Genomic DNA, 16,757 nt, shown 5'->3' on the forward strand with positions numbered 1-16,757 from the left:
CGAGCACGACAATTCCTCGTGTGAGGGAAAATAGCCTCGACAAATCAGAGCTTTGCGAGCAGCCTCTTCACGGTTTCCTGTCCCCGCGTCGTCAGCGCCAATATGTTGGTTCTGCGGTCCTCGAAGTCTTCACGCGCCGTAACGAGCCCCAGCCCCCCACGATCCGACAGACGGTCCACGATGCGAGCGGCAGTGGACTGCGACAGGGGCACGTACTGCGGCAGTTCCCGCTGATAGATGCTGGGCTTGCTGGCGATCCGCAGGAGGACCAGCGCGACGTTGATCTGCATCCCCTCCTCGACTTCCGTCAGCGCTTCAAGGAATTGGATGGCTCGGGAGAGTGCGGGTGTCGGCAAGGCGCTGTCCTGGGATCGGGGGCGGGCTCGTCCGCTTGTGGGAAAAACCCGCCCCTTAGGTCCAATCAGTAATCGGAATCGATGAACTTCGACCGATTCACTTCCGTGATGATTGGTGCCCGATTGTTGCCAGCCTCGTTGGCGTTCTGAATTGTAGCCGAGGCCTCGGTCTCGCTGGCCTCCTGCGAGTGCTCCACGTCCCAGAGAATGTCCGCCAAATCGCTGTCAGCAATGAGGGCGTCATGGAGCAACTCGTTGCCTTCGGGCGCCACGTCGGCATGCGTCGCGCTTGCCTGAAGAAGCTCGGTGGCGAGGTCGCGCCAGCTATCGCGTGCTGCGATTGCCACTGCGAGCGCTTCGTCGGAGATAAGCTCGATGTGGGTCGTCATGGTTGGTCCTCACGGTGATGGAGACAGAGGGAGCCTGCCTTTTCCTAGTGTGGGGGGCATTCCCATGTCGACCTCTCCAAGCCATTGTTAAAAAACGATTTTTCGTACCACTTGGCAGTTGCTGTAGGGTGGCTCCAAAACTTATGTCGCTGCGGTGGCCGCGTTGTCGGCTTTCAAGATGCGATGCACTGACCCCTTGCCGATCCCCAACCGTTTGGCGATGTCGCCCATACTGGCACCCGAGGCGGCAAGCTCGCGGACCACGTCAGCTTTAGCCCTGGCGGTCGGCGCACGTCCCTTGTACCGCCCCTCCGCCTTCGCCTTCGCGATGCCCTCGCGCTGCCGTTCCAGCATCATGTCGCGTTCGAACTCGGCAACGCTGCCCAGCACGTTGAGCATCAGCTTCCCGGTAGGGGTCGCGGTGTCGATACCCATGGCCACGATGCGGAGCGCGACGCCCCTTGTCTGGAGGCGCCCGACGATTTCCCATAGGTGAGAGACTGAGCGAGCGAGGCGGTCGAGCTTCGTAACGACCAGCGTGTCCCCATCGCGGGCGAACGAGATGAGGTCGTCCAGCTTCGGCCGCACGCCAACAGCGCTGGTCTGTTCGGCCACGACCTTCTCACAGCCGAGGGCTTCAAGGTCGCGAACCTGAGCAGCCAAGCCGGCCTCCTGTTCAAGGGTCGAGGTGCGCGCGTAGCCGATCAACATGGCGGGTCTCCGTTCCAAAAGGTCCTAGAGGAATGAGTCCCGCCGTTCCATAAGTCAATCCCCTACTTCTGTGGGACGACATGAGCGCGAGTTGGAACGGTCAGCTAGGGCTTGCCCTGTGGAACGGGAGGCCCGCGAATGCAGGACAGCGCGCTGCGGCGGGAACGCGGGGTGGCAGCGCTGGGCGGGGCTAGAGCGGCCCAGAACGATGCGGCAGAGAGGTGGCACGGGGGGAAGTCGCGCGCTGCCTTTTTATCGAAGGCTCTCAGATTTTTCCGGTGAAACCAAAGTTAATGCGGCCCGCGTAGAGAGCGGCGACTGTAGCTTGGTTCTCGCTCCATCATCTTCCACGGGCGCACGGTGACGTAGTCCACGGGGGTAGTCGCGGCGCGGTCAGGGTGGGGACCGCGCTCGCATTTTTGTAATAAACCTCTCCCCGAGATAGCATAATCGGACAAGGCCGACGCCGTTAGATCTGGATCAGACGCAAGCGATGATAAAAAGAAATGTGTGTTACCGATGCTTTGATGATCAAGATCTCCGCGTAATGATCCGGGGTCACGGCGGTCCCAGGGGATGCTTCTTTTGCAACCGCAAAGATGCCGCAACGATGCCCTTCCAAGAGGTTGTCGACTTTATTTTAGAACGCATTGAGACATTCTACGGAAAAGCGGGCGACCAACTCCCCTATGAGTCTAGAGAAGGCGGATACCAAGGCTGGCATATCGATAGCTACGACATGATTAACGACGAGGTAGGCCTCAGTCTGCCCCGAGACGACGGTCGGAGGCTTTTCCATGCAATTGTCGACGGTATTGGAGACGACATTTGGTGCGAGTATGACTGTCTAATACTCGAGCCGAATGAAAGCCTCAAGTTATCGTGGGATCAATTTTGCGAAACCGTCAAACATCGTCGCCGATTTTTCTTTCAGAATATTGGCGAATCGGACGGACGCGACCCTGATTCCCGTTCTCCTGTTCAGTTCCTAGAAACCGTCTGTCAGCATGCCGAGAGAGCAGGCTTGGTCGTCGAAGTGCCGGCTGGAAAGGCCCTCTATCGGGCACGGGCGCGCAAACCGCGTCGGCCAATCGCCAGCGCTGCAGCACTCGGACCGCCGCCCGACGAGTTGGCAACTCAATCAAATCGTATGAATCCGCCCGGCATTTCGATGTTCTACGGGGCAGACAGGCGCAAATTGGCAGTTGCCGAAATTAGGAATTCAATGGCGTCCGTTGGCACTTTCAAGACCAATCGCCTCATCCGCGTTCTTGACTTGGCGAATTTGCCCACAGTTCCTGGTTTCTTTTCGACCGCATATCGCATGGAGCGGCATATACTCAGCTTTCTAACTGAATTTGCTGACCTAATTATCCAACCCGTTGATCGGAGCGACCGCGTCAATGTCGATTACATTCCCACCCAAGTTTTGACCGAATTTATGCGAGATTTCCGATTTGAGAATGGCAGGATCGATGGGCTTCGCTATCGAAGTGCGACAGGCGAGAAGGGGACAAACTACGTACTCTTTGCAGGTCAGCAGGATGTTGTTAATGCAACATCTCCGGAACCATTTTGCAACCGAACGCCGTGGCTAGAGCTTGTCAGGGTTATGCACGTCCGCCTGTAACGCGCGATGTATCAGTGATTGCCCGATAAGCCTGCATAACTCACACTCTCGATCGGATCGATGTCATTTGAGATTTGCACGGCATCGCCTTGTCTGCCGAGCCTCGGCGGGTTTACGAAGGCCACCCATACGATACCTGTCCGCTTCCGCCCTTAGGGAGCATCTGTCGGAGTGCGACGCCTGGCCCTCGATCCCTATCGCAGGACGGAGGAGATATAAGCGCTTTGCGTCGCCTTCTGTCAGTTCCTGTACGTTCGCCCGCGAATTCTACTCGATGGGGATTGTAAGAAAGCCATTGATTATGACTATGAATATCATCACGAGAGCGGCTGAGAAAAGATGCACGAAAAATAGTTTCCGCCGGTCATGTAGAAATACCTTTCGAGGCCCGGGTGTATAGTTCGCCTTAAAAGTCTGATATGTTCCTGAGTATTCATGGAAATAAACCATCGGTATTTTAATATACTGACGTGCAACGCGTGGCCAGAGCAATAAGTCCATGGCGCGCTTCAGCCATATGGGCGAGCGCTGGTACATCACACTCAGCCCTGCGCCTTGTATACTGGTAGATCCATCCCGGTTATGTCTAGAATAGAGCCCTTTAAACGCATACAGAAAGCTAGTGTCATGGGTAGAGTAGATGCCCTCCGCTTGTCTCGCGCGCATGAATGCGCCGCCTATTATAAAATAGATGAATATGAGATCTTTGATCCATCCGGGCAGCTTCCATCCGAATAAATAGAGCGCCCAATCGATGGAACCGTGAACAATAGCCTGATAGGTTTTGAGTAGTGTTGCGACCACTGTCGAGAGCGGTAATTGCGTTACAGAGAACATGAAATTTGTGATCGCTATTCCGGCGACAAGCACGCCGAGCCATGAGTACCAAGTGTTCATTGCCTTGGGAACATGTGCAAACAGAGCGCGATGGTTGTCGTTCATGTGGTTCGTACTGTTTGCTGATAGTGGGTAGACGCCAGAAGATGCGAGGTTCCGAGCGTCAAACCAGGAAGTTGGCTGGTTCTCAATCTCATCGCTTACGTCTCTTGTCCAGCACGGAAGGCCGTTGGACCTCCAGCTCTCTGACACTTATGGCGGGCCTTGATTGGCCTAGCGGCTACGTTCTGGCGTGTCTATGAGCCGAAGTGAGATGCCACGGACTGGCTGCCCAGACGCTGCTAGGGCGCCTGTGGGCCGACGGGCGGTGACGAGGGGCTGCCGGAGGTCTACACCACAGTTCCGGGACGCACCTCTCGTCCCCTCTCAAGAGGCTGCGGCTGGGTCCTGCACCGAGGGCGCCGGGTCCGTCTTATTCCTGTCCTGCGGCAGCTTCACGGCTTCTACAACGGCCCTGAATTGCTCCCGCAACGGCCCCGCCGAATATCCGCCAAGGCTCATACCGAGGCGTTTGTGACCGACAACGGCCTCGATGAAGTGAGGCAGTTTCTCCGCCTGCTCGGCTTTAGTGATGAAAAAGCGGCGAAAGCTGTGGAAGTCCACGCGGGACTGGCGCGCACTTTCTGGCACGTCATCAACTTCCATCTTGCGGCGATAGGCGGTGAACGCCTTCACGACCTTCTGCGACCGCTCCACAGCGGAACCCTTCTTAGGGACTGGCAGCTCGGGAAAGAGCGGGTCTTCGGCCTTCTTGCCGTCGATGCGGCGAGCGACAATGGGTTTCAGCGCGGGGTGTATTGGCACCATGCGGATGCCCGCCTTGGTCTTCGCAATGGTGATGTCGAAGCAGTCTTCGACGATGTTCTCAGCTTTCAAGCGGGCAATCTCGTCCACACGCATGCCGGACAGCGCAGCAATGTGCATGAAGTCGGAGAGCAATTCGCCCGGCTCGCCGCTGAACAACTTCTTCATCTCGGCGTCGGTGTAGGGACGTTTCTGCTCGTCTTTGGGCACCTCCCGCTTGGCTAGAGCCTGTCCCCGCCAGATGTTCTCCTCGGCGTGCCCTTTCAGCTCTGCCCATTTCCATAGGCTGGAAAGGCAGGAAATGTCCTTGTTGGCCGTCTTGGGGTGTGTACCGCCTTCCACGAAAACATCCGTGACGTACCGACCGGCAATCTTCCGGGTGACAGCCTCAATCGAGACCGGCAGCTTGGTCGCCGCCAGCCAGCCCGCGAACTTCTCCACGGCGCGGCGATAGTCCACCTGTTGCCGGGGCTTCATGGGACGCTCGGCTAGCCACTTGTTGATGAGCTTGGTGATGGGCGACGCCTGCCCGATAGCGACGGCGTGGAAGTCCTTGGCCCTCGTCACTCCTTCCTTCACGGCAATCTCTTCCGCGCGGTCGCGGACAAGCGCGAGGGTGATATCGTGACCGTCTTCGATCACGTTCCCTTCCTCGTCCTCATAGGCGTAGAAACTAGGGTCGTCTTCTGACCGCTCCACAGCTTCCCGCCACCGCAAGGCCTCATCAGCCAGCAGGTCGGGAGCCTCCTTGGATTTGCGGCGCAGCTCTGCCTCGGACTTCTCCAACTGCTCCTTGAGGGTGGCAACGACGCGGAACTTCTCCCGGTTCGCCACGGCGAGGCTATCAGTGTGCAGCGGGTGCTTAAGGTGCGCCTTCCCAATGGCTTTGCGGAGCCGCTCGGGGACCTTAATGACGACAAGCCACTGGTTGCCATGCTTCTTAAGGTAGCGTCGATCAAAGGCCATAGGTACTTCTATTCAGTTTGGTAGCTCAGCGGTAGCCCAACTCGGTAGCCCAGCACAAGGGATAAATGTATCGATTTTACAAGGCAGTAAGGCGATGTCGAAAACCGAAAATGGGGCTCCTAGTCCCCCAGCCACTCCGGTGGCTCTTTTCAATCTCTCGATGACATCGCGAAGCGGAACGATTACGCGCCCCCCGCCGGCGGTGCGCGTCCGACCGCCTTTCCGTCAGCCGCAGCGGGCTTCGCGGCGCCCGACCCGCAGATGCCCATGACGGCAAGAGGACCGGGTCGGCCGACCCGCGCGCAGGACGGCGTGGCCTGGCGCTCCGCCGCGCGCGCCCTAGATCTCCCTGGCGTCCAGCGACCGGTAGAGCGGCAGGGCCAGCGGCGCGATCCTGCGGATCAGGCCGCGCATCGGCTGTGCCTTGAGCTGCGACAGCGGCAGGCCGAGCGTCCTGAGAGGCACGCCCTGCGTCGCCAGCGCCAGTTCGCGCCCCAGCGAGATCGAGAGCGCCACCGCCCGGCCGTTGCAGCCGACCCAGCCGAAGCCGTTGGGTCCGAGCTGGTGGATGCGCGGATAGCCCGGCACCTGGGGCTTCAGCACATCGTCGGGCGTCATGCCGACATAGCCGGACCAGACATAATCGAAGGAGACCTCGCCCAGTTGCGGCCAGAGCCGCTTCAGCCGCTCGGCGACGGGCCCGCGCAGATTGGTGCCGCCGGCACCGGGAAACACCGCGGCCCCGCCCGTCACGAGCCGGTTGCGCGCGTCCCAGCGGGCGAAATACAGCTCGCGATGGGTATCGGACATGGCCTGGCGGCCGGGAATGATCGTCTTGGCGATGTTGTCGCTGATCGGCTGGGTCGCCATCTGCCAGGACAGCACGGGGACAACCTCGGCGGCGATCTCGGGAGCGAGCCCGCTTTCGAATTCGTCCGTATAGGCATTCGTCGCCAGCACCAGCGCCCGAGCGGTGACCGAGCCGCGCGCGGTCTTCACCAGCCAGCGGTCGCCCTGGCGCGTCATGCTGGCGACGGGCGAGCGGGCAAAGATCACCGCCCCGCGCTTCAACGCGACCTCGGCCAGCCCCCGCGCCAGCGCCAGCGGATTGATGTGGCCGCCGCTCCGGTTCCAGAAGCCGCCATACCAGGCCTCGGAGCCGGTCATCTGGGCCGTCGCCGCCCGGTCGAGCAACTCGACCGGCGCATCGATCGTCGACCATTCGCGCACCCGCTGCTCCGCCAGCCTGAAGCGGCCGGGCGAATGCACCGGCTGGACCCAGCCCGCCTGCTCGGCCTCGGCGGCAATGTCGTATTTGCGGACCGTGTCGAAGAGATACTGCGCGCTGTCGCGCAGCACTGCGTTGAAGCGCTCGCCGGCCTCGCCATGGCGCGCCACCATGGCGGACGGATCGTGCCCCGCCAGCGTCGGGATGACCTGGCCGTTGTTGCGGCCAGACGCCCCCCAGCCCGGCTCGGCCGCCTCGACCACCGTGACCTCGACGCCGGCCTCGCGCAGATGGATCGCCGTCGACAGGCCGGTGAAGCCGGCGCCGATCACCACCACATCCGCCTGCACCTCGCCCTCCAGCGCGGGCAGGACCGGACCGGCCGGAGCGGTCGCGGCCCAGAGCGAGGGCGGCCAGGTGACGGAGGCGGAGCTGGACATGGGCGGATCTTCCCGAGGCAAGGCGAAGAGCGGCGGCGCGCTGGCGAGCATCCTCGCGACCTCACGGCGCGGACGCAAGAGCCCCCCTTCTCGCACCAGAGCGGGCCGGGGGCAGATTTTCTCCCCGAAACATTGAAGGCGAACAACTTCTTCCAAAATTGTCGATATATCATTCCGCTCTTGGAATATTCATCCACGTCCCGTTATGTTTGCGATGCAGCAGGGGGCTGTCGGAATGGAGCGACCGGGCGATTGCGCCCTGGCCCCGCTTCGGCTGAACTCGCACCCCTGTCGGCTTTCGACACAAGGGCTCCCCATGTCGCTCCAGCACATCCTCGGCCTCGACCATGTCGTGGTCACCGTCCGCGATCTCGACGCCGCCGCCGCGCAGTGGCGTGCCCTCGGCTTCACCGTCTCGCCGCGCGGCACGCATTCGCCGATCCTGGGCACCGGCAACTACACGATCATGTTCGGCGACGACTATGTCGAGCTGCTCGGCATCCTCACCGAGACCGAGCAGAACAAGCCGACGCGCGATTATCTCGCCAAGCGCGAGGGCCTCGAGCGCGCCGCCTTCACCACGGACGACGCCGCCGCCGGCGCCGAGGAGCTGAAGAGCCGCGGCATCGAGGCGCTGGGGCCGATCCATTTCGGCCGGCCGGTCGAGCTGCCCGGCGGCGGCACCGGCGAGGCGCGCTTCAACGTCTTTCGCTGGCCGCTCGGCGAGCAGCCGGGGGGGCTGCGCATCTTCGCCTGCCAGCATCTGACCCGCGAGACGGTCTGGATTCCCGAGCTCCTGAGCCACGCCAATGGCGCCAGCCGCATCCTGCGGCTCGAGGTGCTCGCGGCCGACCCGGCAGCGGCCGCCGCCCATCTCGGCCGGCTGATCGACGAGCCGGCCCGGGCCGAGGGCGATGCCTGGCTGGTGCCGAGCGGCGGCCGGCGGGCCGACATCCTGTTCTATGATGCGGCCGCCTTCGCCCGTCGCTATCCGCCGGCCGTACGCGACGGTGCCGCACCGGAAGGCGCCGTGGCGCTGGTTCTGGCGACGGCCGACATCGCTGCCGCGCGGGCCAGCCTCGGCGGCGCCGCCACGGCCCATGACGGCGCGCTCAGCGTCGCCGCGAGCGCGGCCAACGGCATCATCGTCAGCTTCCACCCGCACTAGCCCGCCGGTTCCGGGAGCGGCGTCGTTGACGCCCGCTCCCCCCGCGCCCATCGTTTCCCTTACGTGACCGCAGGACCGAGGATCTTCTCATGGATATGACCCGCCGCGCCGCGCTTCTGACCAGCGCCGCCATCGCCTCCAGCGTCGCCTTCCCGATGCGTTCGCTCTTCGCCCAGGAGACGCCGCGCAAGGGCGGGGTCTTCACCGTCCATTACGGTGCCGAGCAGCGCCAGCTGAACCCGAGCCTCCAGGCCTCGACCGGCGTCTACATCATCGGCGGCAAGATCCAGGAACAGCTGGTCGATCTCGACGAGGCCGGCAAGCCCGTCGGTGTGCTGGCGACCAGCTGGGAAGCCGCGCCCGATGGCAAGACCATCACCTTCAAGCTGCGCGACGGCGTGAAATGGCATGACGGCCGCCCCTTCACCTCGGCGGACGTGCAGTTCACCGCGATGGAGATGTGGAAGAAGATCCTCAACTACGGCACCACGCTGCAGCTCTTCCTCACCGCCGTTGACACGCCCGACCCGCTGACCGCGGTCTTCCGCTACGAGCGGCCGATGCCGCTGAACCTGCTGCTGCGCGCTTTGCCGGATCTCGGCTACATCTCGCCGCGCCACATCTACGAGGGCAAGGGCGACATCCGCCAGAACCCGGCCAATCTCGCGCCGATCGGCACCGGCCCGTTCAAGTTCGTCACCTATGAGCGCGGCCAGCACGTCATCGCCGACCGCAATGCCGACTACTGGCGGCCCAATGCGCCCCATCTCGACCGCATCGTCTGGCGCGTCGTCACCGACCGCTCGGCCGCGGCCGCCCAGATGGAAGCCGGCCAGATTCACTACAGCCCCTTCTCGGGCCTGACGATCTCGGACGCCGCCCGGCTCGGCAAGGACAAGCGCTTCATCGTCTCGACCAAGGGTAACGAGGGCAACGCCCGCACCAACACGATCGAGTTCAACTTCCGCCGCAAGGAGCTGGCCGACATCCGCGTCCGCCGCGCCATCGCCCATGCGCTCGACATCCCCTTCTTCATCGAGAACTTCCTCGGCGACTTCGCCAAGCGCGGCACCGGCCCCGTGCCCTCGGTCTCGACCGACTTCTACCCGGCCGACAATGGCCCGCAGTACCCCTTCGACAAGAAGCGCGCCGCCGCCCTCCTCGACGAGGCCGGCTTTAAGGCCGGCGCGGGTGGCACCCGCTTCTCCCTGCGCCTGCTGCCGGCGCCCTGGGGCGAGGACATCACGCTGTTTGCCACCTTCATCCAGCAGTCGCTGGCCGATGTCGGCATCAGGGTCGAGGTCGTCAGGACCGATGGCGGCGGCTTCCTGAAGCAGGTCTATGACGAGCACGCCTTCGACCTCGCCACCGGCTGGCACCAGTACCGCAACGACCCCGCCGTCTCGACCACGGTCTGGTACCGCTCGGGCCAGCCCAAGGGCGCGCCCTGGACCAACCAGTGGGGCTGGACCGACGAGACGATGGACAAGATCATCGACGACGCGGCGACCGAGGTCGACGTCGCCAAGCGCAAGGCGCTCTATGGCGATTTCGTCCGCCGCGCCAACACCGAGCTGCCGATCTGGACGCCGATCGAGCAGATCTTCCTGACCGCGATCAGCGCCAAGGCGCGCAACCACTCCAACACGCCGCGCTGGGGCTCGAGCTCCTGGCACGATCTGTGGTTGGCCGAGTGAACGACCTCGATCTCGCTGAACTGCTGAGCTGATGCGCATCCTGACCCTCGCGGGGCGGCGTCTGGCCGCCTCGATCCCGACGCTGTTCCTGATCCTGATCGGGGTCTTCGTCCTGCTGCAGTTCGCGCCGGGCGACACGGTCGATGCGCTGATGGCGCAGATGGGCGGCGGCGACGCCGAGACCGCCAAGCAGCTGCGCCAGTACTACGGGCTCGACGTCTCGGCCTGGGCCCAGCTCGGCAACTACCTCTGGCGGCTGGTGCGGCTCGACCTCGGCTTCTCGGCGATCTACGGCAAGCCGGTCGCGACCGTCATTGCCGAGCGCCTGCCGGCGACGATCCTGCTGATGACGGCGTCGCTCTCGCTCGCCTTCTTCTTCGGCCTGATCTTCGGCGTCATCGCCGCGCGCGGCGTCAACCGCTGGCCCGACACGCTGATCTCAACGCTCGGCCTCGTCTTTTACGCCATGCCGACTTTCTGGTTCGGGCTGATGGCGATCGTCGTCTTCTCGATCTACCTGCAATGGCTGCCGGCCGGCGGCTTCGAGGACATCACGGTGGCCCGAACCGGCTTCGCGCGCACGCTCGACATCGCCAGCCATCTCGTCCTGCCGACGCTGACGCTCGCGCTGTTCTACATGGCGATCTATCTGCGCATCATGCGCGGCTCGATGCTGGAGGTGCTGACGCTCGACTTCGTCCGCACCGCCCGCGCCAAGGGCATGGACGAGACCCGCGTCGTCGTCCGCCACGTCCTGCGCAACGCGCTGCTGCCAATGGTGACGCTGATCGGCCTGCAGGCCGGCACGATGCTGGGCGGCTCGGTCGTGGTCGAGAGCGTCTTCTCCCTGCCGGGGCTCGGCCGCCTCGCCTATGAATCGGTGATCCAGCGCGATCTCAACACGCTGCTCGGCATCGTCTTCGTCTCGGCGCTGCTCGTCATCACCGTCAATTTCATCGTCGACCTGCTCTACGCCCGGCTCGACCCGCGCATCACGACGGGGAGCTGACGCGATGTCCTTCCTGAAGCTCTATTTCCGCAGCCCGCCGGCGGTGATCGGCCTCCTGCTCCTGATGCTCGTGCTCGCCATGGCGGTCAGCGCCGACTGGCTCTATCCGCGCGATCCCCTGGCGTTGGCGGGGCGGCCGCTGATCTGGCCATTCGCCAATCCCCGCTTCCTGCTCGGCACCGACAATTCCGGCCGCGACATCGCCGCCCAGATCTTCCATGGCGCGCGCATCTCGTTGCTGATCGGCCTCGTCGCGACGCTGATCTCGGTGGTGATCGGAATCACCATCGGCGCCGTCGCCGGCTATTACGGCGACTGGGTCGACACCGTCCTGATGCGCGTCACCGAGGCGTTCCAGACCCTGCCGAACTTCATCCTGCTGCTGGTCCTCGTCGCCGTCTTCGGCTCCACCATCACCACGGTCACGGTCGCGATCGGCATCGTCTCCTGGCCGGCCTCGGCGCGGCTGACGCGGGCCGAGTTCCTGTCCCTGCGCAACCGCGAATTCGTCCAGGCCGGCCGGACGCTGGGCCTGCGCGACGCCAGGCTGATCTTCGGCGAGATCCTGCCCAACGCCCTGCCCCCGGTCATCGTCTACGCCAGCGTCGTCATGGCGATCGCGATCCTGCTCGAAAGCGCGCTCGCCTTCCTCAAGCTGTCGGACCCCAACGTCGCCTCCTGGGGCAATCTGATCGGCGCCGGCCGCGACGTGCTGCGGGTGCAGTGGTACGTCTCCGCCATTCCCGGCATCGCCATCCTGGTCACGGTGCTGGCCGTCTCGCTCGTCGGGCAGGGCCTGAACGACGCGCTGAACCCGAGGCTGAAGGGCCGATGAGCGCCATCCTCACCCTCGACGCGGTCAGCGTCAGCCTGCCCCGGAATGCCGACCGCCCCCATGCGATGAGCGAGGTCTCGCTGTCGCTCTCCGCCAACGAGATTCTCTGCGTCGTCGGCGAATCCGGCTCCGGCAAGTCGATGACGGCCAATGCCGTGATGCGTCTCCTGCCGCCCGGCGTCGCCCTCGATGGCGGGCGCATCCTGTTCGAGGGGCGCGATCTCGCGGGCCTCACCGAGCCGCAGATGCGCAAGGTCCGCGGCGCCGGCATCGCGATGATCTTCCAGGAGCCGATGACGGCGCTGAACCCGCTGCGCTCCATCGGCGACCAGATCGGCGAGATGTTCCAGCTCCACACCGATCTCGGCAAGGCGCAGATCCGGGACAAGGTCCAGGCCCTGCTCGACGAGGTGCGGATCCCCGATCCCGTCGCGGCCGCAAAAGCCTATCCGCACGAGCTCTCCGGCGGCCAGCGCCAGCGCGCCATGATCGCCATGGCGCTGGCGCTCGATCCGAGGGTGCTGATCGCCGACGAGCCGACGACGGCGCTCGACGTCACCACCCAGGCCCAGATCCTCGAACTGATCCGCGACCTCCAGAAGCGCAAGGGCACCGCCGTCCTGTTCATCACCCATGATTTCGGCGTCGTCGCCGAGATCGCCGACCGCGTCGCGGTGATGAGCCAGGGCCGCGTCGTCGAGCAGGGCACGGCGGCAGAGGTGCTCGGCAATCCCCAGCACCCCTATACGAAGCAGCTCATCGCGGCCGTCCCGCCGCTGAAAGCCCCTGCACCCCGCGAACTCGCGACCGAGACGATTCTCGCGGTCGAGCACGTCTCCAAGACCTATCGCAGCGGCGGCTTCCTCGGCCGCGGCCAGCGCGTCACCCATGCGGTCAAGGATGTGTCGCTCGTCCTGCCCAAGGGCGCGACGCTGGGCATCGTCGGCGAATCCGGCTCGGGCAAGTCGACGCTGGCGCGCTGCCTGGTGCGCCTGATCGACCCCGAGAGCGGCGCCATCCGCATCGGCGGCACCGATATCGCCAGCCTCTCCAAGTCAGAGCTGCGCGCCGAGACGCGCCATATCCAGATGGTCTTCCAGGACCCCTTCGCCTCGCTCAACCCGCGCCGCAAGGCGGGCGATGCGGTCGCCCAGGGCCTGATCGTCCACGGTACACCCCGCGCCGAGGCGCGGGCGCGGGCGCGCGAACTCTTCGCGCTGGTCGGGCTCGACCCGGCGGCGACCGAGCGCTACCCGCATGAGTTCTCCGGCGGCCAGCGCCAGCGCATCGGCCTGGCGCGCGCGCTCGCCCTGGAGCCGCGCGTGCTGGTCGCCGACGAGCCCGTCTCGGCGCTCGACGTCTCCGTGCAGGCGCAGGTGCTGAAGCTGCTGGCCGACCTGCGCCAGCGCCTCGGCCTCTCGATCGTCTTCATCACCCATGACCTGCGCGTCGCGGCCCAGGTCTGCGATCTCGTGGCGGTGATGAAGAACGGCGAGGTTGTCGAAGCCGGCCCGATCGGGCAGGTCTTCGGCGCGCCGCAGCACGCCTATACCCAGGCCCTCCTCGCTGCGATCCCCGGCCGCGACTTCGGCGTCAGGTCGCACGCCGCAGCCGGGTAGAACGCGCCGCGGACGTGCAGGGTGATCCCGCGCCGCCTCGCGCGAGGCGGCTGCCTCAAGGGTCGCTCAGCGTCCGCCGCACCGCGTCGCGCCAGCCCGCGATCTTGCGGCGGCGCTCGCTGTCGGCCATGCCGGGCGTGAAGCGGCGTTCCAGGCGCCAGAGATCGGCGAAGCGGTCCGGCTCGGGCAGCAGCCCCGCGTCGAGCCCGGCGAGATAGGCCGCCCCCAGCGCCGTCGTCTCGCGCAGGCTCGGCCGGTCGACCGGCAGGTCGAGCAGGTCGGCCAGGCGCTGCATCGTCCAGTCCGAGGCCGCCATGCCGCCATCGACGCGCAGCACCGAGCGGGTCCCTTCCCCGGCGCCGCCCGCGCTCTGTCCCCAGTCGGCATGCATCGCTTCGATCAGGTCGAGCGTCTGGTAGCAGACGGCCTCCAGCGCCGCCTTGGCGAATTCGCGCGGACCGCTGTTGCGGGTCAGCCCGAAGATCGCGCCGCGCGCCTCGGCGTCCCAATGCGGCGCGCCGAGCCCGACGAAGGCCGGCACCAAATAGACCTCCTGCGCCGGATCGGCGGCGCGCGCCAGCGGGCCGGTTTCGCTCGCCTCCTTGATCAGGCCGAGCCCGTCGCGCAGCCATTGCACCGCCGCGCCCGCGATGAAGATCGAGCCCTCCAGCGCATAGGTCCGCCGGCCCTCCAGCTGATAGGCGACCGTGCTGAGCAGCCGGTGCTGCGAGGCGACCGGCGCCTCGCCGGTGTTGAGCAGCGCGAAGCAGCCCGTGCCATAGGTCGACTTCACCATGCCCGGCGCGAAACAGGCCTGGCCGATCGTCGCCGCCTGCTGGTCGCCGGCGATGCCGCGCACGGGGATGGCGGCGCCCAGCAGCGCCGGGTCGGTCTGCCCAAACAGCCCGGCGCAGTCCCTCACCTGCGGCAGCAGCGAGGCCGGGATATCGAACAGCGCCAGCAGCTCCTCGTCCCAGACGCCGCGATGGATGTCGAAGATCAGGCTGCGCGAGGCGTTGGTCGCGTCCGTCGCATGCACGGCTCCGCCGGTCAGGCGCCAGAGCAGGAAGCTGTCGACCGTGCCGAAGGCGAGTTCGCCGGCTTCCGCCCGGCGCCGGGCGCCCGGCACATTGTCGAGCAGCCAGGCGATCTTGGTCGCCGAGAAATAAGGGTCGATGCGCAGGCCCGTGCGGGCCGCGACCAGCCCCTCATGGCCGGCCGCGACGAGCGCCGCGCAGGCCGGCGCCGTGCGGCGGTCCTGCCAGACGATGGCGCGGTGGATGGCACGGCCGGTCTTTCGGTCCCAGACCAGCGTCGTCTCGCGCTGGTTGGTGATGCCGATCGCAGCGATGTCGGCGGCGGCCAGCCCGGCCTTCGCGATCGCCTCGCGGCAGGTCGCCAGCACGCTTTCCCAGATGTCCTCCGGCTCGTGCTCGACCCAGCCGGAGGCCGGAAAGTGCTGGGCGAACTCGCGCTGCGCGCTGGCGACGAGCCCGAGGCCCGAATCGAAGACGAGCGCACGCGACGAGGTCGTGCCCTGGTCGATCGCGAGGAGATGGCGTGCGGCGGCCATGTCGGCCTCCCTTTCTGCAGCTGCGGCCCGTCTTGCCCGGGCCATGGCGCCGGAGACTGGCGCAAGCCTCCCCGCCAGGGCAAGGCCTGAGCCTCCACCGCCGAACGGACCGCGACAGAAGGTTCCGCTTGGCACTGCGGTCCCGCTGTTGTTACGCTTCGAATCCAAGGCGCGTCAGGGCTTTCGCCCGATGCGTCCGCAGGGACATCCGTCGCGAGGCGAGCCCGGCGGCAGGTCAGGGGAACGGCGGCGTGGAGGTCGAGGACCGGCAGGAGCGGATGATGGCGGCGGCGGCGCTGCCGCATGGCCACGGCGCCAGCCCGCCACCGGCCAGCGCCTTGCTCGGCGCGGCTTTCGGCCAGCACATCGCCGGACCCGGAGCCCCCCTCGGCGGCACCCGCCCCGCCGCCGGCCCGCAAGCCACGCCACGCAATCCGCCCGCGACCTATGCCGCGCTCGACCTCGGCACCAACAATTGCCGCCTGCTGATCGCCCGGCCGGCGCAGCACGGCTTTCGCGTCGTCGACGCCTTCTCGCGCATCGTGCGGCTGGGCGAAGGGCTCGCCGCCAGCAGCCGCCTCTGCGACGCGGCGATGGACCGCGCCGTCGAGGCGCTCAAGATCTGCCGCGGCAAGATGCTCCACCGCAATGTCAGCCGCGCCAGGCTGGTGACGACGGAAGCCTGCCGTGCGGCGATCAACGGCTCCGATTTCGTCCGCCGCGTCGCGGCCGAGGCGCAGCTCGAGCTCGAGATCATCGACCAGCGCACGGAAGCCGCGCTGGCCGTCTCCGGCTGCGCCGCGCTGGCCGACCCCGCCGCCGAGGGCGTCATCGTCTTCGACATCGGTGGCGGCTCGACCGAGATCATCTGGATGGGCGGCCGCAACGAGGCGCGCGACCCGGCCGCACGCATCCGCGAATGGGCCTCGCTGCCGATCGGCGTCGTCACCGTGGCCGAGCGCTACGGCGGCGTCGACGTCAGCCGCGCGCTGTTCGAGACGATGGTCGAGGATTGTGCGCGCGAATTGAAGGCCTTCGCCGCAAAGGCCGCCGCCGCCAGCGGCGCCCGGAATTTCCACCTGCTCGGCACCTCCGGCACGGTGACGACGGTCGCCGGGATCCATCTCGGCCTCGCCCGCTATGACCGGCGCGAGGTCGACGGCTTGTGGATGCGGCAGGACGACATCCTCGCCGTCATCGACCGGCTCGTCGAAATGGACTACGCAGCCCGGGCGGCCAATGCCTGCATCGGCCGCGAGCGGGCCGATCTCGTGCTGGCCGGCTGCGCCATCTTCGAAGCGATCCGCCGCGCCTTCCCCAGCGAGCGCGTCCGCATCGCCGATCGTGGCCTGCGCGAGGGCATCCTGCTCAGGATGATGCATGAAGACCGCGCCTGGCGCCGGAGATGAGATGACGCTGTCCCCACGACCCGCCT

The 16,757-nt window shown here is 65.7% G+C and carries 14 protein-coding genes; 7 read left to right on the forward strand and 7 right to left on the reverse strand.

All coding sequences use genetic code 11. The features are described 5' to 3' along the window. Positions 1 to 44: 44 nt before the first annotated feature. The 3 genes from BSY19_RS18460 to BSY19_RS18470 form a co-directional block, all read right to left on the reverse strand. Entirely contained in the window at positions 45 to 356 is a 312-nt protein-coding gene (locus BSY19_RS18460) for a helix-turn-helix domain-containing protein (protein ID WP_069055419.1), read from the reverse strand. Positions 357 to 421: 65 nt separating this feature from the next. Further along, the gene (locus BSY19_RS18465; RefSeq protein WP_069055420.1) at positions 422 to 745 is read right to left on the reverse strand and encodes a hypothetical protein; all 324 of its coding nucleotides are present in this window, start codon (positions 743 to 745) and stop codon (positions 422 to 424) included. Positions 746 to 886: 141 nt separating this feature from the next. Then, the gene (locus tag BSY19_RS18470; RefSeq protein WP_069055421.1) at positions 887 to 1,456 is read right to left on the reverse strand and encodes a recombinase family protein; all 570 of its coding nucleotides are present in this window, start codon (positions 1,454 to 1,456) and stop codon (positions 887 to 889) included. A 547-nt stretch (positions 1,457 to 2,003) separates the two neighbouring features. Between BSY19_RS18470 and BSY19_RS27070 the strand changes: the two genes are divergently transcribed. Further along, on the forward strand, positions 2,004 to 3,086 hold the full coding sequence (locus tag BSY19_RS27070; RefSeq protein WP_171905173.1) for a HEPN-associated N-terminal domain-containing protein: 1,083 nt from the start codon (positions 2,004 to 2,006) through the stop codon (positions 3,084 to 3,086). 267 nt (positions 3,087 to 3,353) lie between these two features. Here BSY19_RS27070 and BSY19_RS27645 read toward each other — a convergent pair whose 3' ends face one another. The 3 genes from BSY19_RS27645 to BSY19_RS18480 all read right to left on the reverse strand — a co-directional run bounded on the left by BSY19_RS27645 (position 3,354) and on the right by BSY19_RS18480 (position 7,421). Next, a complete protein-coding gene (locus BSY19_RS27645) occupies positions 3,354 to 4,028 on the reverse strand; it encodes a hypothetical protein (protein ID WP_150129666.1) in 675 nt (224 codons plus the stop codon). A gap of 321 nt (positions 4,029 to 4,349) precedes the next feature. Further along, positions 4,350 to 5,753, reverse strand: coding sequence for a tyrosine-type recombinase/integrase (locus BSY19_RS18475; RefSeq protein WP_069055422.1), 1,404 nt, complete (start codon positions 5,751 to 5,753; stop codon positions 4,350 to 4,352). A gap of 339 nt (positions 5,754 to 6,092) precedes the next feature. Next, the gene (locus BSY19_RS18480; RefSeq protein ID WP_069057231.1) at positions 6,093 to 7,421 is read right to left on the reverse strand and encodes an NAD(P)/FAD-dependent oxidoreductase; all 1,329 of its coding nucleotides are present in this window, start codon (positions 7,419 to 7,421) and stop codon (positions 6,093 to 6,095) included. A gap of 316 nt (positions 7,422 to 7,737) precedes the next feature. Between BSY19_RS18480 and BSY19_RS18485 the strand changes: the two genes are divergently transcribed. The 5 genes from BSY19_RS18485 to BSY19_RS18505 all read left to right on the forward strand — a co-directional run bounded on the left by BSY19_RS18485 (position 7,738) and on the right by BSY19_RS18505 (position 13,749). Beyond that, positions 7,738 to 8,589, forward strand: coding sequence for a VOC family protein (locus BSY19_RS18485; RefSeq protein WP_069055423.1), 852 nt, complete (start codon positions 7,738 to 7,740; stop codon positions 8,587 to 8,589). 89 nt (positions 8,590 to 8,678) lie between these two features. Further along, positions 8,679 to 10,286: an ABC transporter substrate-binding protein gene (locus BSY19_RS18490; RefSeq protein WP_069055424.1), complete on the forward strand. Its 1,608-nt coding sequence runs from the start codon at positions 8,679 to 8,681 to the stop codon at positions 10,284 to 10,286. 31 nt (positions 10,287 to 10,317) lie between these two features. Further along, a complete protein-coding gene (locus BSY19_RS18495) occupies positions 10,318 to 11,295 on the forward strand; it encodes an ABC transporter permease (protein ID WP_069055425.1) in 978 nt (325 codons plus the stop codon). A 4-nt stretch (positions 11,296 to 11,299) separates the two neighbouring features. Then, a complete protein-coding gene (locus BSY19_RS18500; protein WP_069055426.1) occupies positions 11,300 to 12,130 on the forward strand; it encodes an ABC transporter permease in 831 nt (276 codons plus the stop codon). Next, complete coding sequence (locus BSY19_RS18505) at positions 12,127 to 13,749, forward strand: ABC transporter ATP-binding protein (RefSeq protein WP_069055427.1); 1,623 nt, start codon at positions 12,127 to 12,129, stop codon at positions 13,747 to 13,749. The genes BSY19_RS18500 and BSY19_RS18505 overlap by 4 nt, the downstream gene beginning before the upstream one ends. A 55-nt stretch (positions 13,750 to 13,804) precedes the next feature. On the opposite strand, the gene glpK is transcribed toward BSY19_RS18505, so the two are convergent. After that, entirely contained in the window at positions 13,805 to 15,322 is a 1,518-nt protein-coding gene (gene glpK, locus BSY19_RS18510) for a glycerol kinase GlpK (RefSeq protein WP_069055428.1), read from the reverse strand. 251 nt (positions 15,323 to 15,573) lie between these two features. On the opposite strand from glpK, the gene BSY19_RS18515 reads away from it, so the two are divergent. Next, the gene (locus BSY19_RS18515; protein WP_236840400.1) at positions 15,574 to 16,731 is read left to right on the forward strand and encodes a Ppx/GppA phosphatase family protein; all 1,158 of its coding nucleotides are present in this window, start codon (positions 15,574 to 15,576) and stop codon (positions 16,729 to 16,731) included. The last annotated feature ends 26 nt before the right edge of the window (positions 16,732 to 16,757 follow it).

Source organism: Bosea sp. RAC05 (genome assembly GCF_001713455.1).
Classification (GTDB): Bacteria; Pseudomonadota; Alphaproteobacteria; order Rhizobiales; family Beijerinckiaceae; genus Allobosea.